The following is a 25807-nucleotide window of genomic DNA, read 5'->3' as shown; positions in this document are numbered from 1 at the left end:
GTCAGAGATGGTTTTACGCCGCCGCCCGGCGAGCACGACGCCGTGGAGGGCGCGGCGCCCGCGATCGAGGGCTTCTCCCTGCTCGGGCCGCTCGGTCATGGCGGCTTCTCCGACGTCTGGGCCGCGCAGCAGGACTGCGATGGATCGCCGGTCGCCATCAAGGTGGGGAGGCACGCGGCGTGGAACCTGCGAGAGCGGTTCCGGCGGGAGGCCGCGCTGCTCGAGCGCGTCGGCGTGCCGCACGTCCCGCAGCTGGTCGCTTGCGGCGAGCTCCCCGGGGGGCGGCCGTACCTCGCGATGGAGCGGCTCTTCGGCCAGACCCTCGCCGAAGAGCTGGCGGCGCTGCGCGCGCCGCTCGATCCGGACCGCGCCGCTGGGCGCGCGGACGCGATCCTCGCCGTGATCGAGGCGGCGCACGCGTGCGCCGTCATCCACCGCGATCTCAAGCCGGAGAACCTCTTCCTCCTCGGCTCGAGCGGCCGCGCGGTGCTGCTCGATTTTGGCCTGGGGAAGCTCGCGTCCGACGGCGAGCCGCCGGCCGCGTCCGCCGGCGTGACGCGCGCCGGCGACATCGTGGGGACGCCGGAGTACATGGCTCCGGAGCAGCTCCGGGGCGACGCCTCGCGGATCGACGCGCGCGCGGACATCTATGCGTTCGGCGTCATCCTGTTCGAGCTGCTCACCCTGCGCCCGCCGTTCGTCGGCGGCGAGACCGCCGTCGAGCATGGCCACCTGGCGCTGCGCCCGCCGCGCCCGAGCGATTTCGTGGACGTCCCCGAGGGGCTGGAGGCGCTGACGCTCGCCTGCCTCGCCAAGGACCCGAGCCGCCGCCCGGACAGCGCCGCCGCGCTCCGGCGCACCCTGCACGCCCTGCGCGCGCGGCCTCGCGCCGACTCGATCCCGCCTCCGTCCGCGCCGCGATCGCAGCGGCAGGACGACGGCGCCGCGGCGGCCGTCGCCGAGGGGCGGCAGCCGGTCGCGCTGCTCTTCGCGGAGGGCGGCGTGGGGCCGGTGATCGCGGCGATCGGCGGCCGCCGGGGGTTCGTCGCGCGGCAGCGGGGGCAGCGCTGCCTCGCCGTGTTCTCCGCGAGGGACGTCGACGATCCGGCCCGCGCAGCGCTGGCCGCGGCGCGCGATCTCGCGCTGAGCGGCGGCGTGCGCGTGGCGCTGCACCTCGCCAGCGTGCGCCTGCGCAGGGTCACCGGCGGGCTGCACGCCGCCTACGGCGCGCCGATCGAGCGCCCCGAGACGTGGTTGCCGGCCGAGCCCTGGGGCGGCCTCGCGATGACCGAGGAGTTCGAGCGCGCGCTGCCCGACGACGAGGTCGCCCCCACGCCGCAAGGCGACCCGGAGAGCCTGCGCGAGCCGGCGCTGCTCGGCCGCGACGACGTGCTCTCGGCGCTCGCGGCCAGCGCGACCGACGCCTTCGACGGGACGTGCCCCGGCCTGTTCACGCTCATCGGCGACGCCGGTCTGGGCAAGACGCGCCTCGCGGCCGAGGCGGCCAGCATCGCCGGCGTGCCGGTCCCGGACGTGCGCGTGGTGGCCGCGCGCGCGCTCCACCCCATCCACGGCGGCGCAGCGCAGGCCGTGCGCGCGCTCCTCTGCGTCGCGCTCGACGCGCCGAGGGAGAGCCCCGGAGACCCGCGGCAGTTCTGCGTGGATCGGCTCGGCGAGACGCTCGGCGGCGCGACGTGGGAGGCCGTCGCCGCGGCGCTCGGCTGGACCGGGCCTCGTGGAGGGCACCTGTCCGGGGAGGCCCGCAACGGCCTGATGCTGGCGCTCGCCGAGGCGCTCCGCCGCGGGGCGCGCCGCGGCCCCCTCGCCGTGATCCTCGACGACGCCGACCAGGCGGACGACGTGCTGCTCGACGCGCTCGAGTACGCCACGCTCGACGGCGAGGGCACTCCCCTCTGGGTGGTCGTGACCGCGCGCCCTCGCTTCGAGCAGGCCCGCCCCAGCTGGGGTCAGCGCAACCAGCGCCACACCCGCCTGACGCTCGCGCCCCTCGCGGAGGAGGCGGCGATGGATCTCGCCTCGCGCCTGCTCTTGCCGGCCGAGTACCCGCCGGCGGAGATCCTCCGCGGGCTGGCCGACTGGGCGGGCGGCAACCCGGACTGCCTGCGGCAGATCGTCCGCTCCCTCAAGCGCGCGGGCGCCGTGCGCCGGCGCGCCGGCGGCGGCTCCTACGTGGCGACCGCGGAGGTCGAGGCGCTGCCCCCCGCGCCGGCGTGGCAATGGCTCGCGGCGCAGAAGCTCGACGATCTACCGCCGGAGCTCGCGACGTGCGCCCGGGTCTGCTCGGCGCTCGGCATGTCGTTCGATCGCGCCGAGCTCGAGGCGGTGCTGGACGGCCTGGAGCGCGCGGGCGGCGCAGGAGCGATGGTCGACGCGGGCTACGGGCTCGCGGCCCTGGTCGAGCGGCGGATCCTGCTGCGAGACGGCGAGGGCCGCGGCGGCGGCGAGGACGACTGGCACGCGTTCCAGAACGCGGTCCTCCAGGAGGCGGTCTACGAGATGCTCGACCCGGCGCACCGCGCCGCGATCCACCGGAGCGCCCTCGCGTACTGGCGGGCGCAGGTGGCGGCCGGCTCGACCGACGGCCTCCGCGCGCTCGCGCGCCACGCGGCCGTGTGCGGCGAGCGCGCCGAGGCGGCCGACGCCTACCTCGCGCTCGGCGATCTCGCGTCAGCGCGGCACGACGCCGTCGAGGCGGACCAGCGCTACGACGCCGCGCTCCAGATCGCCGAGCAGGGCGACGCGCGCCGGCGCGTGCGCGCGCTCGCGGGCCGCGGCAGGAGCCGGTACCGGATGTGCCGCGTCCAGGAGGCGCGCAGCGATTTCGGCGACGCGCTGGCGCTGGCCGAGGCGCTCGGCGACGCGCAGGCGAGGGCGAGCCTCCTGCTCGAGGACGCGACCGCGCTCGACTGGGCCTTCGAGTTCGAGGCGTCGGCGCGGCGCGTGGAGGAGGCGCGGCCGCTCGTCGACGCGCAGGGCTCGCCCGAGCTCTCGCTGCGCCTCCGGGTCGCCGATGGTCGCACCTCCTGGCGTCGGGGGAAGATCGAGGAGGCGATCACGGAGCTCACCGCGTGCGTCGATCGCGCCGCCGCGCTGGGAGACTACGACGCGCGCGTCCCTGCCCTGAACATGCTGGCGTTCCAGCTCGCGAGCGCAGGTCGCCGCGAGGACGCCGAGCGCGCCTCCGAGGACCTGATCGCCCTGGTCACGGCGGCCGGCGATCGATTTCACCTCTGCGGGGCGTACGTCAACCGCATCGGGCTGTGGGCCTGGCGGTGGTCGCTGCCGGGCGCGATCGGCGACCTGCGCCGCGCCGTCGATCTCGCGCGCGAGATCGGCAATCCGTGGCTGGAGAAGCTGGCCTCGTACAACGTCGCCGTGCTGCTGCACTGGAGCGACAGGCAGCGAGAGGCGCTCGCGCTCCTGCGGCGCGCCCGGTGGCTGGAAGAGCAGGCCTCCGAGCGCCCGATGCCTCAGACGGCGATGCTGCTCGCGCAGATCCACCTCGCGCTCGACGAGTACGAGCAGGCCAGCCAGCTCGTCTCGTGGATCCAGCGATCCTGCGCCCTCGAGCCGGGTGATCTCGCGGAGTTCACCTTGCTCGAGCTCGTGCTCTCCGAGGTCGGGCTCCGGCCGGCCCCGCAGCCATCTCTCTCCTGGGGCGAAGCGATCCGGCTGGCGAAAGGCCAGCCGATCGCCGAGCAGACGCTGATGTTCCTGTACTGGCGTGCTCGCATGGCGCTTCGTTGTGGACATCTGCGTGAGGCGGAGGAGGCGCTCGCAAGCGCGCGGGAGCACCGCGGGGACAGCCCCCTATGGCTGTCCCGCTTCGTCGAGCTGGAGCGCACCCTGGAGGAGACATCGCGGACGCCGGACGTTCGTCCAGCCGTGTCGCAGTGACTCGATCCTGACTCGATAGGGCGCGTTCCGTTCGATATTCCGGCGAGTCCGTATAGGGGCAACAAACCTTCGTGTGCTAGTTTTCGGTATTGCATGTCTTCCTGGAAAATGAAAGACTGCTAATTTAAGTAAGAGCGCGATTGCTGGTCGGTGTCGGAGCCTGGCCTCGTGCGTGGCAGCGCGCCTTTCTCGGAGGAGAGCTGAATGTCATCGATCCGTTTCATTGCGGTTGGTCTGCTTGGCGCCGGTTTGTTCACGGCGGGATGCGCCGTCCCGTCGGACACCGACCCCGACGCTCCGTCGGACACCGAGCCCGTCGAGACGGCGGAGCTGCCAATACGGCGCAATGCCGTGCCCATCGGATGTAACGGCCTGCTCCCCAGCGACTTCTGGGCGCCGGCGAACCGCACTGCGTTCCAGGCGCTCGGCCGGGCTGCGCTCGTCGGCGCCAAGAACGTCGTGGTTCCGACGCCGCTGCTCGGCACCTCCGGCGGGAGCAGCGTGCTCGACTATACCGTGCGCTGCGCGCTGTCCTCTGAACAGGTCGTGTACGGTCCGGACGGCCGCAGGTTCTACGGCTCCTTCGGGTTCGCGCCGGAGTGGACGGGGCGTGGTCTCACCACCTCGGAGCAGCGCTGGGTCTCTGCGTGCATCTTCCAACACCTGAACGGCACCGGCGAGCATGTGGATATCTTTCTGGATGGCAGCCACCCGGCCCTCGAGTGCTCCTCGGACGAGGAGCCCTTCGCGGAGTTCGTCGTCCACGACGCCACGATGTACGGCAACGCGTTCCTTCCTTCGGCCATCGCCGGATATGCCTGCATCGATCCCGATCTCACCGGGGAGCTCTCGTCGCTCTCGCTGAGCTGCCCGCTCGATCTCGGCCTCCTCTCGCTGGAGCGGCTCTGTGGCCACGTGCCGACGTGCGGTATCGCCTTCCTCGGTCTCTGCGATCTGACCTGCCTGACGGACGCCGACGGCGATCAGACGTGCCACACGCTTCCGCTGCTCGGGCCTCTCCTGGGTCCGCTGCTCGGGCCGAGCTACTCGGAGACGATCCGGAGCTACGTGCGCGACAGCGATCTCCTGCCGCTCTACCCTGGCTGCGGCCTTCTCTGAGCGGCGCCTCCGTCGGGGGCCCGGCTGAAAGGAGGCGCGCCGCGCGCGCCGGTCACGTCCCGAGGCGCGTCTTCAGCTGCTGAATCGCGTCGGCGATCGCCTTGTCGTCGCGGAAGCAGCACGGATCGTTCCGCCTGCACCGCGCGCCGTGCAGCACCTGGAGCTCGAAGAGCATGCGCTCGTCCCCCTCGGCCGCGGCGCGGCCGAAGAGCGCCCGCTTGCCGCCGCAGCTGGCCTTGCGGAACGCGAAGAGGACGCGGAGCGCGGGGGTCGCGCGCGCCATCACGTCGGGCCGGGCCAGGATCTCGCTGGCGCGCCGGGCCGCCTTGGTGCCTCCGCGCGCGCGCACGAGGTCGAGCAGCACGTCCAGCCCGCCGCTGCCGAGCCGGTTCGTGAGCAGGTCGAAGACCTCGTCTGCCGCCGGGTTGTCCTCCTCGAACCCGATGCCCGCCACGGTGGAGAGCACCTCTTCGCGCAGGCCCCTGCTCAGGGCGAGCTCCGGATCGGCCTCGGCGAGGGCCAGCAGCGACCGCGCCCCGAGCACCCAGTTCCTGGTCGCCACCGCCCGGCTGAGCTGCGCGCGCGGGCTCGGGGCGCCGCGGGCGTCGTCCTCGGGCGCTGCGCTCGCCGACGCGGGGGGCGGCGCTGGCGGCGCCGGCGGGGGCTCGACGGAGGCGACGGCCGACGCCTCCGTGGTCGCCGCGGGTCGCCGGACGACGAGCCAGAGCGCGACGCCGATCGCGAGCGCCGCCAGGGCCGAGAGCGCCGCCGCGAGGGGCACCCAGCGCGCCGAGGCCGTGGGCCCGCGGTGCGCGCGTGCGAGCAAGGTCGCCCGGGGCCCCGGCCAGGCAGACGGCGCCTGCTCCCTGGGCGCCGCCTTCGCAGCCTGCGCGGCGGCCCCGCCCGCCGCGTTGGCTCCGCCCGCCGTGGCCTGGCCCGCCGCGGTGCTCGCGCCCGCCGCCGGCGCCGCCGCGCGCGTGATCGCCGCGAGCCCCTCATCGAGCGCCGCGATGGCGTCGGCCGCCGTCTGGAAGCGGAACGCCGGATCGTGTTCCATGAGCCGCATCACGGCCTGCTGGACCTCGTACGGCACCTCCAGATCCGGAGCGCGCACGCGGAGGGCCGGCGGCCCTCCCGGCCCCTGCTGCTTGAGCCGCTCGACCACGTTCTTCGTGTCGAAGGGGTGCTGTCCGGTGAGCATCTCGTAGAGCACGAGCCCGAGCGCGTACAGGTCCGCGCGCGCGTCCACCGCGTCCATCCCGCGCAGCGCCTCCGGCGCGAGGTACGCGAGCGTGCCGAAGACCTCGCCGGCGCTGGTCAGGGCGGGGCTCGGCGTCGCCGTCTTGCGGCTCTGGCTGGACAGGAGATCGACGTTCACCTTCGCGAGCCCGAAATCGATGAGCCTGACCTGATCGTGCGCGTCGAGCAGGACGTTCTGGGGCTTCACGTCGCGGTGGACGATGCCCTTCTCGTGCGCCGCCGCGAGCGCCGACGCGATCTGGCGCGCGATGCGGAGCGCCCGCGCGGGCGCGAGCCGTCCCCCCGCGATCGCCTCCTTGAGCGGCGTGCCCTCGACGTACTCGAGGACGAGGAAGAACGACGCGTCGTCCAGCTGACCGAAATCGATGGCGGCGACGACGTTCGGGTGCCGGATGTGCGCTCCCGCGACGGCCTCGCGCTCGAACCGCACCACGAGCTCCGGCATCCGCCGGGCCAGGGGCCGGAGCAGCTTGATCGCGACCTGCTTGCGGAGGTGCACCTGCTCGCCGCGGTAGACGGCGCCCATCCCGCCCTCCCCGATGAGCTCGTGGACGCGGTAGCGCCCCGAGATCAGGCTCCCGATCAGCGGGTCGCCGCCCGCGCTCCCGGCCGCCGCCGCCTCGATCGCCTCGATGTCCTCGGTGAGCGCCGAGCTCGAGAGCTCCTCCATGGGCTGCGCGGCCGGCGCGCCGAGCCTCGGGACCGTGAGGTCCTCGACCAAGGCCGAGCCGAGCGTCTCTTCGGATCGCGGCGTCTCCGGCATGCGGCGCAGGATATCAGGTCGGCCGGCGTCGCGGGGAAGCGGTGAGGAGGCGCTCTACGCGCGGGAGGGGCGCGGGGGCGCGCGACGCGGGCGGGGCGTCCGCGAGCGCGCGAAATTCACAGGAGGAACGAGACGCCCAGCGAGAACGCGGGGTATCCGAGCCGCATCGTGAGCGTCACCTTCTCCGTGAAGTGGAAGCGCCCGCCGACGAACAGGGCCGGTGCGACCCCGAAGACCCCGTCGCGGCCCACGTCGCCGAGATACAGCGACAGCCCCGGCTCGCCGAAGACCGACCACTTCCGGTGAAGCCAGAAGTTCCACTGCATCACGACCGAGCCGAACACGTAGTCCGAGGGCGCCCCGTACCGGTCGACCTCGGTGCAGATACGCGTGCCCGCGGGCCCGTTCTCGAAGCGGGTGCACTCGCCGCGGTAGTCCGCGTCCCCTCCGTAGTGGATGCCGTCAAGGCCGAAGCCGATCCCGACCGAGTCGTTGATGCGCTTGATGAAGCCGTCGGGCGCGATGTCGATGGTGGCGCGGAGCCCGGCGCCGAGGCCGTTCCCGGCGCCGGGGCCGCCGAGCGGCTCGAACGGCGTGAGGAGGAGGTGCGGCTCCAGCTCGACCTTGTAGTCGGGGCGATCGCCGGGGCGCTTGATCGTCATCTGCGCCTCGCCGACCTCGGTCCACCCGATCGTCAGCGCCGCGAACGAGAGCGCGGCGGCCAAAAGGCGCGGCGCGCGAAGCTGCGATGTCATCGCTCTCTGCATCGGTCTCGGTCTCCTCAGCATCCGCCGCACGAGCGCGAGCCGTTCGGGCACATGACCGCAGCCTCGCCGCCGGGGCAGGTGACGCGGCACTCGCCGCCCACGTTGTCGCAGAACACCTCGCATGAGCCCCGGCACTCGACCTCGCAGGTCGTCACGTTCCGGCAGGTCACGACGCTGCCCGAGCCGACGCTGACGCCGCACCGGCTCGTGTCATGGCACTCGTACCGGCAGTCGCGATCGCAGATGGCCCCGCACGCCGCCGTGTTATGGCAGTTGAGGTCGCAGTCGTCCCCGCAGGAGGCCGAGCACTCGTCGACATCGAAGCACTCGAACGAGCACCCGTGCTCGCAGACGGCGCCGCAGCGATTCATCTGGAAGCAGCGCTGGTCGCAATCGTCACCGTCGCAGCCCAGGTAACACTCGTCACCCTGGGAGCACTCGCACGCGTCGCCCTCCACGCAGCCGCCGCTGTTCCAGCAGCTCGCCAGGCAGAGGCTCGCGAAGAGCGTCAAAAAAGTCAGTGCATAGAAGCGCATGGCCGGGCGAGCATACCCGACCCTCCCGAAAATTGTCACGAAATCCGCGGAGCTACGCGCGGAGGTACGCCTGACGCCCGGCTCACCACCGTGTCCAGCGCGAGATTCGCCGCACCCGGGTAGAGCGCGTATTGTCGTTCGCGAGCCCGACCCGGTTCGCGACGTACGTGCTCAGGTGGGGGCCCCAGCCGCCGTCGTCGTGGGGCTCGTCCGCGTCCGCGCCGAGGTTGTAGTGCCAGCACTGCGCATAGTGCTGCGTGACGTTCTGAGACGCGATCGCGCAGTTCCCCGGGTCGGGATCACCGTCGTGGTCGTGCGACGACCACCCCGAGAGGAAATGGGAGAAGAAGACGTCGGCGTCCCCGGAGACGTGCAGGGGGCGGAGGAGCTTCATGGTCGTCGTGTCGATGCCCTCGGCGGTCGCGCGCATGACCTCCGCGACGGTGCCCTCGATATCCGCGATCTCGTCGCGGTACTCCCGGCCGACGAGGTAGAGGGAGCCCCTGTAGAAGTTCCGCTCGAGCGCCGGCTCGCCCTTGGTCCCGAGCCGCTGGGCATACGGGATGTCCCAGAACGACAGCGTCGTTCCCTCCGCCGAACCGACGCTGTTGTAGACGAGCGCCCACCCTCCTCCGTCCGTCTCCAGATCGCACACCACGGGGAACTCCGGATCTCCCCCGGCCCCGTCCAGATCGAGCGAAACCACGCCGCTCGGCGCGCCGCGGGGGACGTCGGCGCACCGGGCGTAGGCGCACCCCGCGTTGACCGCGCCGTCGCAGTCCTCGTCCTCGGCGGTGTCGCAGCGCTCGGCGGCGGGCAGCACCTCTCCGGCGCATGGGCCGTACCCGTTCCCTTCGTCGTCGCAGATCTTCACGCCGGCGCGGCAGGCTCCGCGGTTCAACGTGTCCGGCGGCCCACCGTAACAGGCCTCCTGGCGACCGGGCTCGCACCCGGCCCCGCCGCTCGAGGCCGAGCCGCCGCCGGCGCTCGAGGCAGAGCCGCCCTCGCCGGCGCTCCCGGCCGAGCCGCCGCCGGCGCTCGACGCCGAGGCGCTCCCGCCGCCTCCGGCGCCGTCGTCTCCGAACCTCCGCACCCTGGTCGAGCAGGCCGACACGGCGGTGAGCAACGCGATGGCCGCGCAGCAGGCTCCTGCGACCGAACCTTGGCCGAGCGACATGCGACCTCCGGGGACACAAACACACGCCACGCGGCCTTATACACCAGCCCCCCCGGCGCGCGCATCCGCCCCGCGCGGTCGGCTGCTCCGCCGCTGCGCGCCGGCACGTTTCCGACGCTTTTATTGGGCGAGGGCCCGTGGCGCGCCCTGGTCGCTTTGCAGCGCAAAGGCGATGGCGCTCTGGAGCGTGCTCTTGGTCAGGAGGCCCCCCAGGTCGAGCGAGAGCCCGACGAGCGTCTGCGCCACCGCTGGCCGGATGCCGGTCAGGATCGTCCGTGCGCCGAGCAGCTGCAGCGCCTTCGCGGTGTCGACGAGGCCGGCGGCGACCCGCGTGTCGATTTCCTTGAGCCCTGTCACGTCGAGGATGACCGCCTGCGCCTGGGTGGACTGGACTCCAGCGAGCGCGGCCGACATCACCTGATCGATCCGCTCCGAGTCCATCTGGCCCACGAGGGGCATGACCATGATGCGATCGGTGATCGGGATGAGCGGCGTCGACATCGCCTGCATCGTGTCGCGGAGCCGCGCGAGCGTCCGCTCGAGCCTGTCGAGCAGCTCCCTGTACGGCGTGACGTCGTGGGCGGTGCCATAGACGAGGCGGCGCGACGGCTCCTCGGCCGCGTCCAGGTGAGCGGTCCACGCGAGCCACCTGTAGGAGCCGTCCTTGCACGCGTACCGGTTGTCGAACTTGATGGTCGTGTGGCCCTGGAAGAGCGCGGCGGCCTCGGCGAGCGTGGCCTCGCGGTCGTCGGGGTGGACGAACTCGATGAACGGCTTCGCGATCATCTCCGAGGGGGACCAGCCGAGGGTGCGCTCCCAGGCCGGGTTGGCGTGGCGGAAGTACCCCTCTGCGTCCAGGGTCACGAGCAGGCCCACGGACACCCGGAACAGCTTCTCGTAGACCGTGGTCAGCTCCGCCGCCTGCGTGAGCTGCGCGGTCCGCTCCCGGTCGCTCGTCAGGTCGAGCGCCGTGGCGACCATGAGGCGTTCGGAGGGCGCTTCGGCCATGTCCACTCGGGCGGTCCAGCCGAGCCACCGGTACGAGCCGTCCTTGCACACATACCGGTTGTCGAACCGGCCGTTCGCGCGACCCTGGAAGAGGGCGGTGGCCTCGGCGAGCGTGGCCTCGCGGTCGTCGGGGTGGACGAGCTCGATGTAGGGCCTGGCCCTGAGCTCGTCGAGGGACCAGCCGAGGGTCTGCTCCCAGGCAGCGCTCAGATCATGGAAGTAGCCACGCGCGTCGGCGGTGGCCAGGAGTCCTGACGAGACCTGAAAAAGTCGTTCGTAGCTCAAGCCCATGTCGTCTCCCGCGCGGGCAGGCAGATGCGCGCCCGTCGTCGAGGCCGCCCGCCATCAGCGATTCTCCTGTCCGAACGCCGGCGAGCGCCCCGCGCGCCGCCTGGACAGAGCGCGCACGCGCAATCCCCAGGCGGCGCGACGTCGACCTCACCGCGCGTCGAAGACTGCTTGTCTACGAGAACGGCATATGTGTCAAGGGTATCGGGAGCCTCGTTAGCGGGCGTGCTGGGCCGGCTGCGCCAGAAGGGACGCCCGGGTCTGGCGAACACGCGCGCGCCCAGAGGTCGCCACTGTCATGTCGCCGAGGTTGCCAGCCCACGATGAGGCGAGTACGGTCCGCGCCCCAAAGGAGTGGACCATGACCGTCTCTGCGATTTTCAACCCGGCGCGCTGGCGTGAGGTCGATGGGTTCTCGTTCGAGGATCTCACCTATCACCGCGCCGTGGACCAGGGCACCGTCCGCATCGCGTTCAACCGACCCGAGGTCCGCAACGCGTTTCGTCCCCGCACCGTCGATGAGCTGTACACCGCGCTCGAGCACGCGCGCACGACCTCGGACGTGGGTTGTGTGCTGATCACCGGCAACGGGCCCTCGCCGAAGGACGGCGGCTGGGCGTTCTGCTCCGGCGGCGATCAGCGCATCCGCGGGAAGGACGGATACAAATACGAGGGTGAGAGCGCGGGGCAGGCCGACCCGGCGCGGCTCGGCCGGCTCCACATCCTGGAGGTGCAGCGGCTCATCCGGTTCATGCCCAAGGTCGTCATCGCGGTGGTGCCCGGCTGGGCGGCGGGCGGCGGCCACAGCCTCCACGTGGTCTGCGACATGACGCTGGCGAGCCGCGAGCACGCGATGTTCAAGCAGACGGACCCGGACGTCGCGAGCTTCGACAGCGGGTATGGCTCGGCGCTGCTCGCGCGGCAGGTGGGGCAGAAGAAGGCGCGGGAGATCTTCTTCCTCGGCCTCGATTACACGGCGGAGCAGGCGGCGGCGATGGGGATGGTCAACGCCGTCGTCCCTCACGCGGAGCTCGAGGAGGAGGCGCTGCGGTGGGGCGCGATCATCAACTCGAAGAGCCCGACCGCGATGCGGATGCTGAAGTACGGCTTCAACCTCCCTGACGAGGGGCTCGTCGGACAGCAGCTCTTCGCCGGCGAGGCGACGCGGCTCGCCTACGGCACGGAGGAGGCGAAGGAGGGGCGAGACGCCTTCCTGGAGAAGCGCCGCCCGGACTTCACCCGTTATCCCTGGCACTACTGACGACGACGTTCCGCCCACGCCACGCCCAGAGCGCACAATCGCGCTTGACACCGACATCCACTTCATCGATGGTGGCGGCGCTGTAAGATTCTGCGCGTGCCGTCTGGTCGCGCGACTTCAACTTCACCTGGAGATACGCATCATGCTTTGTTCTTTTGCTGCGAAGTCGGCTCGTCGGGACCGTTCCTGGCTGTGGTTGGGAGGGTCTCTTCTTCTGGCGCTCGCGGGCGGTCTCACCGCTGTTGGCTGCGGCGGCGATAGCCCCTCGGACGGCGCGGGCGGCGCGGGGGCTTCCGGCGGCGCGGGCGGCGCGGGGGCTTCCGGCGGCACGGGGGGTTCCGGCGGCACGGGGGGTTCCGGCGGCACGGGCGGCACGGGCGGCGAGGTGCCGATCGAGACGGTACCGCCGTCGGGCACCGAGCTGATCCGCGTCAACCAGGTCGGGTACCTGCCGGCCGCCGCCAAGGTCGCCACGGTCGTCGCCGCGGCCGACAAGCCGCATGCGTGGGAGCTCGTCGATGCCGGCGGCACGGTGGTCGACAGCGGAGCGACCCGGGTCGTCGGCGACGACGCGAGCTCCGGCGAGCACGTGCACACCATCGACTTCAGCGGCTTCACCACCCCCGGCGAGGGGTACACCCTCCGTGTCGGGGAAGTGTCGAGCCACCCGTTCGACGTGGGCCCGACCATCTACTCTCAGATGAAGTACGACGCGCTCGCGTACTTCTATCACAACCGCTCCGGCATCGAGATCCTGGAGCAGTACGTAGGCCCGGACCACGCGCGTCCGGCGGGGCACCTGCCGGACGAGGCCCCTTGCGGCGCGGATCTCGGCTGCACGTACACGCTCGATGTCACCGGCGGGTGGTACGACGCCGGCGATCACGGCAAGTACGTGGTCAACGGCGGTATCTCCGCCTGGACGTTGCTGAACCAGTACGAGCGCTTCGTCGCGCTCGGGTCCACGGCGGACGACTTCGGCGACGGCAAGCTGAAGATCCCCGAGAACGCGAACCAGATCCCCGACCTCCTGGACGAGGCCCGGTGGGAGATCGAGTTCATGCTCGCGATGCAGGTGCCGGAAGGCGAGGCCAGCGCGGGCATGGTGCACCACAAGATCCACGACCTGGAGTGGACCGGCCTGCCGACGCCGCCGCACGAGGATCCGCAGCCGCGCTTCCTGCGCCCGGTCAGCACGGCGGCGACGCTCAACCTGGCCGCCACCGCGGCCCAGGCCGCGCGCATCTGGCGCGAGCTCGATCCCGCGTTCTCGGCCCAGTGCCTCGAGGCCGCGACGCGGGCGTGGACCGCGGCGAAGGCGAACCCGAAGGTCGTCCCGGACGAGAGCGGCGTCGTGGGCGGCGGCGGCTATGGGGACGCCGAGCTGAGCGACGAGTTCTACTGGGCGGCCGCCGAGCTCTTCCTCACCACGGAGGACGCCGCGTATCAAACCGAGCTCGCGGCGTCGCCCTACGGCGACGAGCTCGCCGGCGTGGACGGCACGTTCAGCGCCATGACGTGGGGACAGGTCGACGGGCTGGGCGCCATCTCGCTCGCCGTGGTCGAGGCTCAGCACGCCGCGGCGGAGCGTGAGGCGGCCCGGACCAAGCTGATCGCCATCGCCGACAAGTACCTCGAGGTCATCGGCGCGGAGGGGTACCGGGTGCCCTTCAAGGCGGACGAGAGAGGGTATCCCTGGGGCTCCAACTCCTTCGTGCTCAACAACATGCTGGTCCTGGCCCTGGCCCACGACTTCACCGGCGCGCAAAAGTACTTCGACGGCGTGGCGTCGGGCGCGGACTACCTCCTCGGGCGCAACCCGATGGACAAGTCCTATGTCTCCGGCTACGGCGAGAACCCGCTCGAGAACCCGCATCATCGCTTCTGGGCGCACCAGCTGGACGCGTCGTTCCCTTCCGCTCCGCCCGGCGCGGTCTCCGGCGGGCCGAACTCCGGGCTGGAGGATCCGGTGGCGAAAGAGGCGCTCGACGCGACGGAGGACCGCGCGAAGTGCGTCCCGCAGAAGTGCTACATCGACCACATCGAGGCGTGGTCGGCGAACGAGATCACGATCAACTGGAACAGCCCGCTCGCGTGGACGGTGGCCTGGCTCGACGAGAAGGCCAGGGCGAGCGCCCAGTGACCCGGAGCGCGGTGGTGGGGCGCGTTGACTGAAGGTGGGGGCTTTTGAGCCGCCAAGGACGCCAGGGAAACCAATAATATTGGTGTTTTATGGCGCCTTGGCGGCTCCATCCTCCCGGCAGGGCGGGGGAGCTCCCCCACCCCCGGCGCGCAGGGTGGCCGCGCTGCGCCACGCCGGATGAGCGATTGGCCGCGACAACCGTCCAGCTTCTGCTAGGTTGCGCGGCTTTCATGAATCCAGACTCACCGCTCGACGCCTTGCCCGCGCCGCTCGCGGGCGCCCTCGCCCGCCGCGGCTTCACCTCCCTCACCTCCGTCCAACAGGCTGTCCTCGCCCCTGAGCTCGCCGGGCGGGACCTTCGTGTCTCGTCGCAGACCGGCTCCGGAAAGACCGTGGCCATCGGCCTCGCGCTCGCCCCCCGCCTCGAGCGCGCCCTCGCCGACCGCGCCGCCGCGGCCGCGCCCGACGGCGCGCCCCGGACTGCGGCGGCTCCGGCCGCGGTGATCATCGCGCCGACGCGCGAGCTCGCCGCGCAGATCGCCGGCGAGCTCAGCTGGCTTCTCTCGCCCCTCGGCGCGCGCGTCGCGTGCGTCACCGGCGGCACGAGCTTCGGCGCCGAGGCGCGCTCGTTGCGGCGCGACCCCCTGGTCATCGCCGGGACGCCCGGCCGCCTGCTCGATCACCTGGACCGCGGGACCCTCGACCCGCGCGGCGTCCTCGCCCTCGTGCTCGACGAGGCGGACCAGATGCTCGACCTCGGCTTCCGCGACGACCTCGAGGCGATCGTCGGCAAGATGCCCGAGGAGCGCCAGACCCACCTCGTGTCGGCCACCTTCTCCCGCGAGGTCCGCGCGCTCGCCGATCGCTTCCAGCGCGACGCGGTGAGCGTCGAGGGCACGCGCCCCGGCGCCGCGAACGGCGACATCGCCCACGTCGCCCACCTCGTGCTGCCGGCGGAGCGCGACGCGGCGGTCGTGAACCTGCTGCTCCTCGCGCCCGGCGAGCGCACGCTCGTCTTCGTGCGCACCCGCGAGGGCGCCGCCGAGCTCGCCGACAAGCTCACCGCGCTCGGCCTGCCCGCGCGCGCCCTGAGCGGCGACCTCGAGCAGCGCGAGCGGACCCGTACGCTCGACGCGTTTCGCTCGGGCGCCGTCACGACCCTCGTCGCGACCGACGTGGCCGCGCGCGGCATCGACGTCCCCGAGGTCGGGCGCGTCATCCACGCCGATCCCCCTGGCGATCCCGAGATCTTCACGCACCGGAGCGGCCGCACCGGCCGGGCGGGCCGCAAGGGGACGAGCGTGCTGCTCGTCGCGCCGTTCGCGCGAGAGCACGCGCTGAGGCTGCTCCGGCGCGCGCGCGTCGAGGCCACGTTCCGGCCGGCGCCGTCGCCGGACGACGTGCTCCGCGCCGCCGACGAGCGGCTCGCCGCCGAGCTCGCCGCGGCGCGCCGGGAGGGCGCGGCTGCGGACGACGCGGTCGCGGGCGATGCCGTCGCGGTTGACGCGGCCGCGGTCGACGCGAACGTGCGCGGCCCGCGCGAGGCGTCCGGCCCCGCGCCCGAGGCGCGGCACAGGCAGCTCGCCGCCCGCCTGCTCGCGGACATGGACGCGACCGAGCTCGTCGCGGCCCTCCTCGCGCGGGCGAAGCACAACGGCCCCTGCGCTCCGCAGCCCGTCACCGCCGTCGCGCCGCCCCGCTCCGAGCCGCCTCCGTCGCGCGCCCGGCCGCCGGCGCCGCCCTGGTCCGGGGCGCCGTCGCGCGCCCGGTCCTCCGCGCCGCCCTGGTCCGGGGCGCCGTCGCGCGCCCGGCCCTCCACACCGTCCTGGTCCGAGGCGCCGCCGCGCGCTCGCCCCGCCGCTCGTCAAGGCAACGGGGAGCAGCCCCCGCGCCTCCCCTTCGTGCCCTTCCAGGTCAACTGGGGGGAGCGCCACGGCGCCGACCCCCGGCGTCTGCTCGCCCTCGTGTGCCGCCGCGGCGGCGTGTCGAGCCAGCAGATCGGCGCGATCCGCATCGGCTCCACCGCGTCCGTCGTCGAGGTGGCGTCCCCCGCCGCGCCCGAGTTCGCGCGCGCGGTCAACCAGCCCGACGCGCGTGACGCGCGGATCCGCATCGTCCGCGCGAGCTCGATGCGCGTCGAGTAGCGCCTGCCCTGGCGCGGCGGACCGAGGCAGACGGCCGAGATCGCTCGCAACGGCAGGGGTTTCCTGATTTCTCGGAGACCTCGGGTGTTGTACAACGGCCGGGTGAACCGAAGCCCGAACAACAAGCCACCCCTACGCCGCCTCGCGAGCCCGGCCGCGGTGCTCGCTGCAGTGCTCGGTCTTGCGCTCGCCGCGTGCGGCGGCACCGTGCCTCCGCCGAACGACCAGCTCGCCTCGTCCCAGGCCGCCATCCGCGCGGCCGACGAGATGGGCGCCGGGTCCGACCCGCAGGCCACCCTCCACCTGAAGCTCGCGCGCGAGCAGCTCGAGAAGGCCAAGCAGCAGATGCAGGCCGAGGACAACGAGTCTGCCACGCGCCTCCTCCAGCGCGCCGAGGCCGACGCCGAGCTCGCGCTGGCGCTCGCGAAGGCGCGCTCCACGCAGGCCGAGGCGCAGGAGGCGCTGAAGCAGGTCGAGAAAATGAAGCAGGCGGGGGTCAAGTGAAGCGAGAGGTGATGGTGATGGCATCTCTGGTGAAGAACCCGTCCTGGCCTGCCCGGTCTCTCGCCCTGTGCGCCGCGCTCTACGCGGCGTCGGGGTGCGGCGCGGCGGTCCCGCCGAAGGAGCTCGTCGACGCCCGCGCGAGCTACAGGCGCGCGGCGGAAGGCGCCGCCTCGCGCCTCGCGCCCGCCCAGCTCGACACGGCGAAGCAGGCGCTCTCCCGCGCCGAGGGGGCGTTCGGCGAGGACGCCGAGGCCCCGCAGACGCGCGATCTCGCGTACATCGCCGACCGCAAGGCCCAGGAGGCCGAGGCGGCGGCGGCGCTGCTGCAGGCGCAGCGCGACAAGGCCGCGGCCGAGGACGCGTTCAAGGACCTCTCGCAGCAGCAGCTCGCCAGCGCGAGGGAGGCGCTGCACAGCGGCCAGCAGCAGATCGAGCGGGAGCGGCACGCGCGCGCCCAGGCCGAGACCGCGCAGCAGCAGGCCGAGAGCGCGCGGCTGCAGGCCGAGAGCGCGCGCACCGCGGCGGAGAAGGCCCGCCAGGAGGCCGAGGCGGCGCGGCGGGAGGCCGAGCGCGTCGCGAACGCGGCGCTCGCGAGCCTCAAGGAGATCGCCGCGGTGAAGGAGGAGAAGCGCGGCGTGGTCATCACGCTCTCCGGCGCGGTGCTCTTCGCCTCGGGCAAGTCCGATCTCCTGCCGATCGCCAAGGAGAAGCTCAGCCAGGTCGCGGCCACGCTGAAGGACCAGGGGTCGCCGCCCATCAGGATCGAGGGGCACACCGACTCGACCGGCTCCGCCCAGGCGAACCGCAAGCTCTCGCTGGAGCGCGCCGACGCCGTGAAGGCCCACCTCATCACGGCGGGGCTGCCCGGGGACAAGATCGCGACCGTGGGCCACGGGCCGGACCGCCCCGTGGCGGAGAACACGAGCACCGAGGGCCGGGCCAACAACCGGCGCGTCGAGATCATCGTCAATCCCACCACCCAGCAGTAGAAGCGCCTGCCGCACGGTTGTGCCGGGGGCGCCGGCGGTGATAAGCACGGCGCGTGATCGGACGCTTTTTCCGCCGGATCTGGCAGGAGTACGTCATCGACCTGCGCGACCGGCTCGACGCCGAGGCGGCGCACCACCGGGCCACCACGCCCGCGGGCGAGGTCACCCGCCGGATGGTGTGTGTGTTCCTCACCGTCATCGGCGTGCTCATCTTCGTCCGGTTCGCTGGCAACGAGAACGACACCCGCTGGATGGTCGACGGCCTGCGCGCCGTGGGCCTCGACGGCGCCGCGGCGAGGCTCCACGAGGCGCTGAACACGTCGCCGGATCGCCGCTTTCACCAGCGTATCGTCTGGGCGCTCGGCCGCCTCGTCGGTTATCTGATACCGACCCTCGTCGTCGCGAAGCTCGTGCTGCGGGCGCCGATCCGGAGCTTCGGCCTGCGCGTCCGCGGGACGGCGCGGCACCTGCCCGTCTATGGCTTCCTCTTCGCCGTCATGGCGCCGTTCCTCTTCGGCGCGTCGCTCTCGCCGGCCTTCCAGGCGAAGTATCCCTATTACAAGCTCGCGCCGGGCGAGGGCCCGTGGCCCTGGCTCTGGGCGTGGGAGGCGCTCTATGCCGCGCAATTCGTTGCGCTCGAGTTCTTCTACCGCGGCTTCTTCCTCCACGGGATCCGCCGCGCGCTCGGCTACTCGTCGATCTTCGCCATGATGGTGCCTTACGCGATGATCCATTTCGGCAAGCCGCTGCCCGAGGCGCTCGGCTCGGTGCTCGCCGGGTTCATCCTCGGCACGGTGAGCCTGAAGAGCGACTCCATCTGGGGCGGCTGCGCCATCCACGTCGTCGTCGCGACGTCGATGGACCTGCTCTCCCTGGCCCACCGCGGGCTTCTCTAGTTCCGCCCGCCCGAAGTCCGGCCAGGGTCGGACGCAGAGCCTGAGCGCGCCGGGTGACCGCTCGCCGGACTCGCGCAGCGTCCGCCGCCGCGCGTGGCCCTCGGTCCGAGCCCTGCATCACCGTCCGGGATGTGCGTCCCCGGTACGCGCCCGGGCAGACGAGCTCAACCTGAGTCATGGGTTCGCCAGGGGCAGCGTCATCCGAGGCGAACCATCGGACTCCGCGCAACGCTGTGATAGGAGGATCTGATGAAGTACCGCTGGGCGGCGGAGCCCTGGCATGGTGCGCCGCGCGGCGTGGCCGTGACAGCCGCCTGCGCGATCGGGATCGGCTCCGCGGCTCTGCTGGGGTGGTCGATGGGCGTGACCCCGCTTGTCTCGGTCGGGGAGGGTCTGCCGAGCATGGTGCCGAATGCCGCGGTCGCCTTCATCCTCTCCGGCGCCGCGCTCTGGATCCTGGGCGGGGAGGGGCGTCCGGCGCTGCTGCGCCGGTTCGGGCAGCTCTGCGCCGCCGCCGTCGTCGCGTTCGGCGTCGGCGTCCTCGCGGAGTATGCCTTCGGCTGGGAGCTCGGCATCGACACGCTGCTCTTCCCGAACACCGTCGATTTCCCGGGCCCGTTTCCCGGGAGGCCCCCGCCGAACACCCTTCTCTGTTTCATCCTGATCGGCGCGGGGCTCTTGATGCTCCGCACGGATACGCGACGTGGCCGGCCGATCGCGGAGCTGCTCGTGCTGCCGGCCGCGGCCCTCGTGCTGAGCGCGCTGACCGCGTACGTGTTCGGCGACGGCTATTTTTACGGGCTGCTGCTCCTGGTTCCGTTCACGGGCATGCCGCTCCACGGGGGGATCGCCCTGCTCGCGCTGTGCGCCGGGATCCTCGCGGCGCGGCCCGATCACGGGGCGATGGCCACGCTCAGGTCGAGCGCGCCAGGCAGCATCCTGCTGCGGCCCCTGCTGCCGTGCGTGCTCGCGCTCCCCCTCGTCCTCGGCCGTCTCTTCCTGGCGGGCATGGCGACGGGTGCGTACACGCTGGCGGCGGCGTTCTCGCTCGTCTCGGTCGTCACGACGCTGCTCCTCGGGATCGTGGTCTGGATGAGCGCGGTGCGCCTGAACCTGCTCGACGAGGCGCGGTGTCGGGCAGAGGCGGCGCGCGCGTTCCTCGCGACGCTCACCCACTCCTCGGACGACGCCATCATCGGCGGCGACCCTGACGGGATCATCCAGAGCTGGAACCCGGCCGCGGAGCACCTCTATGGATATGCCGCCGAGGAGGTGATCGGGCGGCCTGTGGCGATGCTCTCTCCCCCCGAGCGCGCTGGCGAGGCGGAGGAGAGCGTCACGCGCCTCCGTCGTGGCGAGCGCGGCGAGCATTTCGAGACGGTGGGCCGGGCCAAGGGCGGGAGGAGGCTCGAGCTCGAAATGACGATTTCCTCGATTTTCGATGAGGCGGGCCGGCTCGTCGGCTTCTCGAGGATTTGCCGTGACGTCGCGCGGCGCAAGGCGATGGAGGCCGAGCTCGCGAGCGCTCATGAAGCGGAGCAGCGCCACCGGAACGCCGAGGCGAGAGAGCGGCGGCGGCTCCAGGCCGTGATCGAGCAGATGCCCGAGGCGGTGATGCTGATCGACGCCGACGCGCAGCTCACCATGCTCAACCGGGTCGCGGCCGACTACCTCTGTGAGTCGGCCGAGGTGCTCGACCCCCGTGGCCGCCGGGCGCGCTTCGACGTGCGGAGTCCGTCGGGCGAGCCGGTGCCGTGGGACGAGCTACCGATCATCCGGGCCCTGCGCCGCGGGGAGATCGTGACGAGCGTCGAGGTGCTGTTCCGGCGCGCGGACGGCGCGCTCGTCCCGGGGCTCGTCAACGCTGCACCGGTGCGGTCGGACGACGGCGAGATCCAGGGCGTCGTCGCCGTCTTCCAGGACATCACGTCGCTCAAGGAGATGCAGCGGCAGCGTGAGGAGTGGACCGGCGTGATCGCGCACGACCTCCGCCAGCCCATCCAGAGCATCGCGACGGCGAGCGAGCTGCTGCGCGTCCGGCTGGGCGGTGACGTGCCCCCCGACAGCGAGAAGCAACTCGCGAGGATCGCCGTGTCCGTCGACCGCATGAGCCGGATGGCCGACGATCTCCTGGACGCGACGCGCATCGAGGTGCAGGCGCTCAAGCTTGAGCCTCGCGCCGTGGCTCTGCGCGCGCAGCTCGTGGAGATCGTCGAGAAGGCGGCCGGCATGACGGCTGGCCACACCGTGCGCGTGGAGATTAAGGACGAGCTTCTGCCCGTGTGGGCGGACGCGGGCCGCCTCGAGCAGATCATCACGAACCTGCTCTCGAACGCCGCGAAATACGGGGAGCGCGGGCGAGAGATCGTCGTCGCCGTCCGGGCCGCCGGGGGGGCGGCGCAGATCGAGGTGAAAAATTGGGGGCCCGGCATCCCGCCGGCGTCGCTGCCGCTTTTATTCAAGCGCTTCACGCGCACGCCCGAGGGCGAGGCGCGCCGCGTGCGTGGGGTCGGCCTCGGGCTCTACATCACGAAGGGTCTGGTCGAGGCCCACGGAGGGACGATCTCCGTCGAGAGCTCCCCCGGCGCGACGACGACGTTCCGCTTCACGCTGCCGTTCGCTGCCGAGGCGGCGTGCAGCGGGGAGGTCTGAGATCAGCAGGAGCCTCGTCTCGGTCTCCAGGAGCAGCTCAGGCCAGGGTCCTGCCGCCGTTCACGGACAGCTTCTGGCCCGTGATGAACTCGGCGGCGTCGGACGCGAGGAAGGCGACGGCCTCGCCGATGTCGTCCGGCGTGCCCATGCGCCGGAGCGGGTTGCCCGCCCGGTAGGCCTCGATGGCCTCGGCGCTCGCGCCCTCCTGGATGTGGCGCTCGACCACGACCCAGCCCGGGGACACCTGGTTGACGGTGATCCCGTGCGGGCCGAGCTCCATCGCCCACGAGCGCGTGAGGCCGAGCTGCGCGCCCTTCGCCGAGACGTAGCTGGAGAACTCGGGGACGCCCTGCTCGAAGACCTCGGACCCGACGTTGATGATCCGCCCCGACCGGCGCTCCTTCATCCCCGGGACCACCGCCTTCGCGAGGAGGACCGGGCTCTTCACGAAGAACTCGAGCTGGTCGAGGCAGTGCTTCCAGGTCAGGTCCTCCAGCTTGACGAACGGCTGCGGGCCCGTCGCGTTGATCACGAGCACCTCGACGGGGCCGAGGCGGGCCTGCACCTCGCCCACGAGGCGGGCGACGTCCTGCTCGTCGCGCACGTCGGCCCGGAACGCCTCGGCCTCGCCGCCGCCCTGGCGGATGTCCTCGACCACGCGCGCCGCCTGCTCGCCGCTGCCGAAGTAGTTGACCGCCACCCGCGCGCCCGAGGCCGCGAGCTTGCGGGCGATGGCCGCCCCGAGGCCGCGGGAAGCGCCGGTGACCAGGGCGACTCGTTTGGATAGTTGGTGCGCCATTCAGGCTCCTCCAGGAGATGGGTGGCCGCGGTTCGCTCGCCGCTGCGAAGGAGATCGGCCGCACAGGCGCGCCTCCAGGGGGCGTCCCTGCCGCGCGGGCGCGGACCGCTCGCCGCGCGGCAGAGGCCGACAGAGGGTCGAGGTCGGCCACCCCCAGCTGTAAACGAGCACGATCCAGCGATACAAGATTTTTCCTCGTTGAAGCTTGATAAGAGGTCTTTCCAGCAGCAAAGTTGAATTTTTTCAATTCAATCGCTGCTGGGCCCACCGGGGATGGTGTACGCTGGGCCACATGAACAAGCGTGCGATCCGGCAAGCCTTGCGGCTCCTGGTGATGCTCGCCATGGGGCCTGTGTTCTGTGCGGCCGTCGGGATCACGGTGATCCACGCGTGGCTCGACGTGCGGCGCAGGCCGCCGGGGCGGCGCCCTTTCGCGCGCGCTGGGGTGCGGCATCGCCGCCTGCGCCTGCGCGAGCAGGCGCCGCTGTGATCGGCGCGGCGCCTGCTCTGCGTGGCGGCGTGGCGAGGTCGCGCCGCGGCGGCGCGGCTCACCGTACGAGGAGGAGCCAGGCCAGCGCCGCGGCGGTCGAGGCGAGCGTCACCGGGACACCCACCCTGGCGTAAGCGCGGAAGCCGATCTCGCGCTCGGCGCCCACCGTCTCCACCACGATGATGTTGGCCACCGAGCCCAGCAGCGTGAGGTTGCCCGCGAGCGTGGACACCAGCGCCGTCGTGATCCACGCGAGGTGCGGATCGGGCTGGCTGCGGATGTACGAGTCCGCCAGGAGGATGAAGGGGACGTTCGAGACGATCTGGCACCCGACGAGCATCGCGATGCTCAGCCCGAGCAGGCCCATCGTCGGCCCGGCGGGGAGGAAGGGGCTGGCCGCGCGCAGCGCCTGCTCGGGCATGCCGGTCTTCTGGAGGCCCGCCACGACGATGAAGAGGGCCCCGAAGAAGACGAGCACGGTCCACGACACCCGCTCGAACAGGGCGTTCGCGTCGCGCCGGTGGAGCAGGATGACCGCGGTCGCGCCGCCGATCGCCGTCCACGCCAGGTTCGCGCCGAGCACGAACAGCGCCGACACGACCGCGATGCAGGCGAGCGGCGCCAGGGCGCTCGGCCGGGCGCCTCCCGCCGGCGCGGGCTCGGGCGCGGGCTCGGGCGCGGGCGTCCGCACCGAGATGCGGCGCCGGAGCAGCAGGTGCAGCGTCACGGCCGTGACGGCGAGCCCGATCAGCGCGGCGGGGCCCGCCTCCAGCAGGTACGTGCGGTACGAGATGCCGGAGAGGTGGCCCACGAGCATGTTCTGCGGGTTGCCGGCGAGCGTGAGCGCGCTGCCGGCGTTGGCGCCCATCGCGAGCGCGAGGAGGTACGGCGCCCGCTCGAGCCCCGCGCGCCGGGCGGTCCGGTCGACGAGCGGCGCCAGCATCACGCAGACCGAGTCGTTCAGCAGCACCGCGGAGGCGAGCCCGGAGCCCACCGTGACGAGGTAGAGCAGGCGGACCGGCGACAGGTCCCGCTGCGCGACCCACGCGGCGGCGCGCTCGAACACCCCCGCGGCGTCGAGCGACGCCGCGAGCAGCATCATGCCGAGCAGGAGGCCGATGGTGTTCGGCTCGATCGCCGAGAACGCCTCGCGCGGGTCCAGGCCGGCGCCCGGGTGGATCGCGCTCAGGAAGACCATGGCGCACGCGCCCGCGAGCGCGCCGGCCGGGCGTCCGATGGGCAGGATCGACAGGCGCCGCGCCGCGATGAGCATGTACGTCACGGCGAATACGAGCAGGACGGACCACACGGCGCGGATCTAGAGTGGTCGGGGGGGATCCTGTCAAACTGAATGCCAAGGCATGGGCAGGCAGCTCTCGACCCCCACCGCGATCCTCCTCGGCAGCGCCATGATCGCCGCCGCGGTCTACCTCGGCCTTCGCCACGGCCCAGCCGGCGTCCCCACGGACCCGCGCCCCGCCGGGGGAGCGCCCTCGCCGCCTGCCGATGCGGCGTCCGCCGCGGGGTCGGCGGCTCGGGCGTCTGGAGCGGGCGCGCCGGTGCGCCCGCTCCAGGCGCCGGCGCCGCGGCCCGCGCCGAGCGTGCCGCGCGACGAGGTCGCGACGCAGGCCGCGCGGGCGCTCGAGGCGCACCGGCCGGCCCTGATCGAGCGCTGCTACAAGCCGGCGGTCGCGGCGCAGCCGGCGCCGCGCGGGGTGAAGTACGTCTTCAATCTCACGTTCGACGCGCAGGGCCGGCAGCTCGCGCGCGGCATCATCGAGGATCGCGAGGCGTCGAGCCCCGAGGTCACGGCCTGCGTGGCCGCCGCGCTCCCGGCGGTCGCCGTCGCGCCGCCAGGGGCGAACGTGCGCGTCGATGTCCCGTTCTCGCTGCCGTGATCGAGGGGAGGGCCGGGCTCGGGCCCGCCGGCGCCGGGGGCGAGCGCGGCGCCCTTGACGCACCCGCCTGAACGCCCGATGCCGGAGCGGTGACGCCCGACCAAGCCTTGAAGGAAGCGGCCACCGGCGCCCTCCGCCCCGTCTACCTCGTGCTGGGGGAGGAGCGCTGGCTCGTCGATCGCGTGGTGAGCGCGATCCGGGAAGCGGCGGCCAAGGGGGGCATCGCCGGCTTCAACGAGGACAAGTTCACCGCGGGCGACGCGCCTATCGAGTCGATCCTCGGCGCCGCCCGCATGCTCCCGATGATGGGCCCGCGCCGCTTCGTGCTCGTCCGCGGCGTCGATCGCTGGGAGAAGAAGGACGAGGGCGACGACGGCGAGGGGGACGACGACCGCGGCGCGAGCGGCGCGGGCGGTAAACGGGGCGTGTCGAAGCAGCTGAGCCCGCTCGACGCGCTCGCGGAGTACACCAAGGCGCCGTCGCCGAGCGCCGTCCTCGTGCTCGTCGCGACGAAGCTCCACGGCCAGCGCCGCCTCGTCACCGCCGCCAAGAAGGGCGATTTCCTTGTCGCGTGCGAGCCCCTGAACCGCCGCGCCTTGCCCGGCTTCATCGCGACCGTCGCCCGCGAGAAGGGCAACCCGATCGCGCCCGACGTGGCCGATCAGCTCGCCGAGCTCGCCGGGCCCGAGCTCGGCTACGTGGTCGACGCGCTCGAGCGGCTCTCGCTGTACGTCGGGCCGAAGCAGCCGATCACCGAGGACGCGATCGCCCAGATAGTCATCCGCATCCGGCAGAGCACCGTCTGGGAGCTGATCGACGCGCTCGGGAAGCGGCGCCTCGACCGCGCGCTCGCGGCGCTCGCCGACGCCTACGATCCGCGCGACGGCGGGCTGCGGCTGCTCGGGGCGGTCTCGTGGTCGGTGCGGCAGATGGTGAAGTTCGAGTCGGCGCTCGCCGGGGGCGCGAGCCAGGCCGAGGCCGCCCAGCGCGCGGGCGTGGCCCCCTTCAAGGCGAACGACGTGGCGCAGTCGGTCCGCCAGCTCCCGAAGGGCGCGCTCGCCGGCTGGATGCGCGTGCTCGCGGAGACGGATCTCGCGCTGAAGAGCAGCCGCCGCCCGGCGCAGGCGGTGCTGGAGGCGATGCTGATGGAGATGTGCGCGCGCTGAGCGCGAGGCCGCGCGGGGGGGAGGCGCCG

At 72.6% G+C, this 25807-nt stretch carries 19 protein-coding genes; 12 read left to right on the top strand and 7 right to left on the bottom strand.

Features of this window, described 5'->3' with window-relative positions:
• Positions 1 to 42: 42 nt before the first annotated feature.
• Both WMF39_RS29240 and WMF39_RS29235 read left to right on the top strand, forming a co-directional pair.
• Positions 43 to 3918: a protein kinase domain-containing protein gene (locus WMF39_RS29240; protein WP_437739771.1), complete on the top strand. Its 3876-nt coding sequence runs from the start codon at positions 43 to 45 to the stop codon at positions 3916 to 3918.
• Positions 3919 to 4122: 204 nt separating this feature from the next.
• On the top strand, positions 4123 to 5037 hold the full coding sequence (locus tag WMF39_RS29235) for a hypothetical protein (RefSeq protein WP_437739770.1): 915 nt from the start codon (positions 4123 to 4125) through the stop codon (positions 5035 to 5037).
• Positions 5038 to 5089: 52 nt separating this feature from the next.
• Here the strand turns inward: WMF39_RS29235 and WMF39_RS29230 are convergent, their stop codons facing one another.
• From WMF39_RS29230 to WMF39_RS29210, 5 genes are all read right to left on the bottom strand, one after another.
• Positions 5090 to 7060, bottom strand: a complete 1971-nt coding sequence (locus tag WMF39_RS29230) for a protein kinase domain-containing protein (protein ID WP_437739769.1) — start codon at positions 7058 to 7060, stop codon at positions 5090 to 5092.
• Between the two features lie 116 nt (positions 7061 to 7176).
• Complete coding sequence (locus tag WMF39_RS29225) at positions 7177 to 7815, bottom strand: hypothetical protein (RefSeq protein ID WP_437739768.1); 639 nt, start codon at positions 7813 to 7815, stop codon at positions 7177 to 7179.
• 26 nt (positions 7816 to 7841) lie between these two features.
• The gene (locus WMF39_RS29220) at positions 7842 to 8363 is read right to left on the bottom strand and encodes a hypothetical protein (RefSeq protein ID WP_437739767.1); all 522 of its coding nucleotides are present in this window, start codon (positions 8361 to 8363) and stop codon (positions 7842 to 7844) included.
• An 82-nt stretch (positions 8364 to 8445) separates the two neighbouring features.
• Entirely contained in the window at positions 8446 to 9540 is a 1095-nt protein-coding gene (locus WMF39_RS29215; RefSeq protein ID WP_437739766.1) for a fibrinogen-like YCDxxxxGGGW domain-containing protein, read from the bottom strand.
• 120 nt (positions 9541 to 9660) lie between these two features.
• Complete coding sequence (locus tag WMF39_RS29210) at positions 9661 to 10839, bottom strand: PAS domain-containing protein (protein ID WP_437739765.1); 1179 nt, start codon at positions 10837 to 10839, stop codon at positions 9661 to 9663.
• A 358-nt stretch (positions 10840 to 11197) separates the two neighbouring features.
• On the opposite strand from WMF39_RS29210, the gene WMF39_RS29205 reads away from it, so the two are divergent.
• The 7 genes from WMF39_RS29205 (at position 11198) to WMF39_RS29175 (ending at position 21425) form a co-directional block, all read left to right on the top strand.
• A complete protein-coding gene (locus WMF39_RS29205; protein ID WP_012237941.1) occupies positions 11198 to 12097 on the top strand; it encodes a 1,4-dihydroxy-2-naphthoyl-CoA synthase in 900 nt (299 codons plus the stop codon).
• A gap of 196 nt (positions 12098 to 12293) precedes the next feature.
• Positions 12294 to 14240 carry a glycoside hydrolase family 9 protein gene (locus WMF39_RS29200; RefSeq protein WP_437739764.1) on the top strand — a complete coding sequence of 649 codons (1947 nt, stop codon included), beginning with the start codon at positions 12294 to 12296 and terminating at the stop codon, positions 14238 to 14240.
• A gap of 230 nt (positions 14241 to 14470) precedes the next feature.
• Positions 14471 to 16384: a DEAD/DEAH box helicase gene (locus tag WMF39_RS29195; RefSeq protein WP_437739763.1), complete on the top strand. Its 1914-nt coding sequence runs from the start codon at positions 14471 to 14473 to the stop codon at positions 16382 to 16384.
• A gap of 102 nt (positions 16385 to 16486) precedes the next feature.
• Positions 16487 to 16888, top strand: a complete 402-nt coding sequence (locus WMF39_RS29190) for a DUF4398 domain-containing protein (RefSeq protein ID WP_437739762.1) — start codon at positions 16487 to 16489, stop codon at positions 16886 to 16888.
• Between the two features lie 17 nt (positions 16889 to 16905).
• On the top strand, positions 16906 to 17877 hold the full coding sequence (locus tag WMF39_RS29185; protein ID WP_437739761.1) for an OmpA family protein: 972 nt from the start codon (positions 16906 to 16908) through the stop codon (positions 17875 to 17877).
• 53 nt (positions 17878 to 17930) lie between these two features.
• Positions 17931 to 18773: a CPBP family glutamic-type intramembrane protease gene (locus tag WMF39_RS29180; protein ID WP_437739760.1), complete on the top strand. Its 843-nt coding sequence runs from the start codon at positions 17931 to 17933 to the stop codon at positions 18771 to 18773.
• 249 nt (positions 18774 to 19022) lie between these two features.
• Positions 19023 to 21425, top strand: coding sequence for a PAS domain S-box protein (locus tag WMF39_RS29175; protein ID WP_437739759.1), 2403 nt, complete (start codon positions 19023 to 19025; stop codon positions 21423 to 21425).
• 37 nt (positions 21426 to 21462) lie between these two features.
• Here the strand turns inward: WMF39_RS29175 and WMF39_RS29170 are convergent, their stop codons facing one another.
• On the bottom strand, positions 21463 to 22224 hold the full coding sequence (locus WMF39_RS29170; RefSeq protein ID WP_437739758.1) for an SDR family oxidoreductase: 762 nt from the start codon (positions 22222 to 22224) through the stop codon (positions 21463 to 21465).
• A 292-nt stretch (positions 22225 to 22516) separates the two neighbouring features.
• On the opposite strand from WMF39_RS29170, the gene WMF39_RS29165 reads away from it, so the two are divergent.
• Entirely contained in the window at positions 22517 to 22714 is a 198-nt protein-coding gene (locus WMF39_RS29165) for a hypothetical protein (protein WP_437739757.1), read from the top strand.
• Positions 22715 to 22772: 58 nt separating this feature from the next.
• Here the strand turns inward: WMF39_RS29165 and WMF39_RS29160 are convergent, their stop codons facing one another.
• Positions 22773 to 24023, bottom strand: a complete 1251-nt coding sequence (locus WMF39_RS29160) for an SLC13 family permease (protein WP_437739756.1) — start codon at positions 24021 to 24023, stop codon at positions 22773 to 22775.
• A 52-nt stretch (positions 24024 to 24075) separates the two neighbouring features.
• On the opposite strand from WMF39_RS29160, the gene WMF39_RS29155 reads away from it, so the two are divergent.
• Both WMF39_RS29155 and holA read left to right on the top strand, forming a co-directional pair.
• The gene (locus WMF39_RS29155; protein WP_437739755.1) at positions 24076 to 24612 is read left to right on the top strand and encodes a hypothetical protein; all 537 of its coding nucleotides are present in this window, start codon (positions 24076 to 24078) and stop codon (positions 24610 to 24612) included.
• Positions 24613 to 24701: 89 nt separating this feature from the next.
• Positions 24702 to 25778: a DNA polymerase III subunit delta gene (gene holA, locus WMF39_RS29150; protein ID WP_437739754.1), complete on the top strand. Its 1077-nt coding sequence runs from the start codon at positions 24702 to 24704 to the stop codon at positions 25776 to 25778.
• The last annotated feature ends 29 nt before the right edge of the window (positions 25779 to 25807 follow it).

It is taken from the genome of Sorangium sp. So ce1504, from assembly GCF_051521635.1.
Lineage (GTDB): Bacteria > Myxococcota_A > Polyangia > Polyangiales > Polyangiaceae > Sorangium > Sorangium cellulosum_B.
Note: the sequence above shows the minus strand (reverse complement) of the source record. Positions and strands in the feature narration are given on the sequence as shown.

Bases quoted from the DNA above. Each gene is read 5' to 3' on its own strand.
- WMF39_RS29235 (WP_437739770.1), top strand. From the start codon at position 4,123: ATGTCATCGATCCGTTTCATTGCGGTTGGTCTGCTTGGCGCCGGTTTG.
- WMF39_RS29230 (WP_437739769.1), bottom strand. From the start codon at position 7,060: ATGCCGGAGACGCCGCGATCCGAAGAGACGCTCGGCTCGGCCTTGGTC.
- WMF39_RS29225 (WP_437739768.1), bottom strand. From the start codon at position 7,815: ATGACATCGCAGCTTCGCGCGCCGCGCCTTTTGGCCGCCGCGCTCTCG.
- WMF39_RS29220 (WP_437739767.1), bottom strand. From the start codon at position 8,363: ATGCGCTTCTATGCACTGACTTTTTTGACGCTCTTCGCGAGCCTCTGC.
- WMF39_RS29215 (WP_437739766.1), bottom strand. From the start codon at position 9,540: ATGTCGCTCGGCCAAGGTTCGGTCGCAGGAGCCTGCTGCGCGGCCATC.
- WMF39_RS29210 (WP_437739765.1), bottom strand. From the start codon at position 10,839: ATGGGCTTGAGCTACGAACGACTTTTTCAGGTCTCGTCAGGACTCCTG.
- WMF39_RS29205 (WP_012237941.1), top strand. From the start codon at position 11,198: ATGACCGTCTCTGCGATTTTCAACCCGGCGCGCTGGCGTGAGGTCGAT.
- WMF39_RS29195 (WP_437739763.1), top strand. From the start codon at position 14,471: ATGAATCCAGACTCACCGCTCGACGCCTTGCCCGCGCCGCTCGCGGGC.
- WMF39_RS29185 (WP_437739761.1), top strand. From the start codon at position 16,906: ATGGCATCTCTGGTGAAGAACCCGTCCTGGCCTGCCCGGTCTCTCGCC.
- WMF39_RS29175 (WP_437739759.1), top strand. From the start codon at position 19,023: ATGAAGTACCGCTGGGCGGCGGAGCCCTGGCATGGTGCGCCGCGCGGC.
- WMF39_RS29170 (WP_437739758.1), bottom strand. From the start codon at position 22,224: ATGGCGCACCAACTATCCAAACGAGTCGCCCTGGTCACCGGCGCTTCC.
- WMF39_RS29165 (WP_437739757.1), top strand. From the start codon at position 22,517: ATGAACAAGCGTGCGATCCGGCAAGCCTTGCGGCTCCTGGTGATGCTC.
- WMF39_RS29155 (WP_437739755.1), top strand. From the start codon at position 24,076: ATGGGCAGGCAGCTCTCGACCCCCACCGCGATCCTCCTCGGCAGCGCC.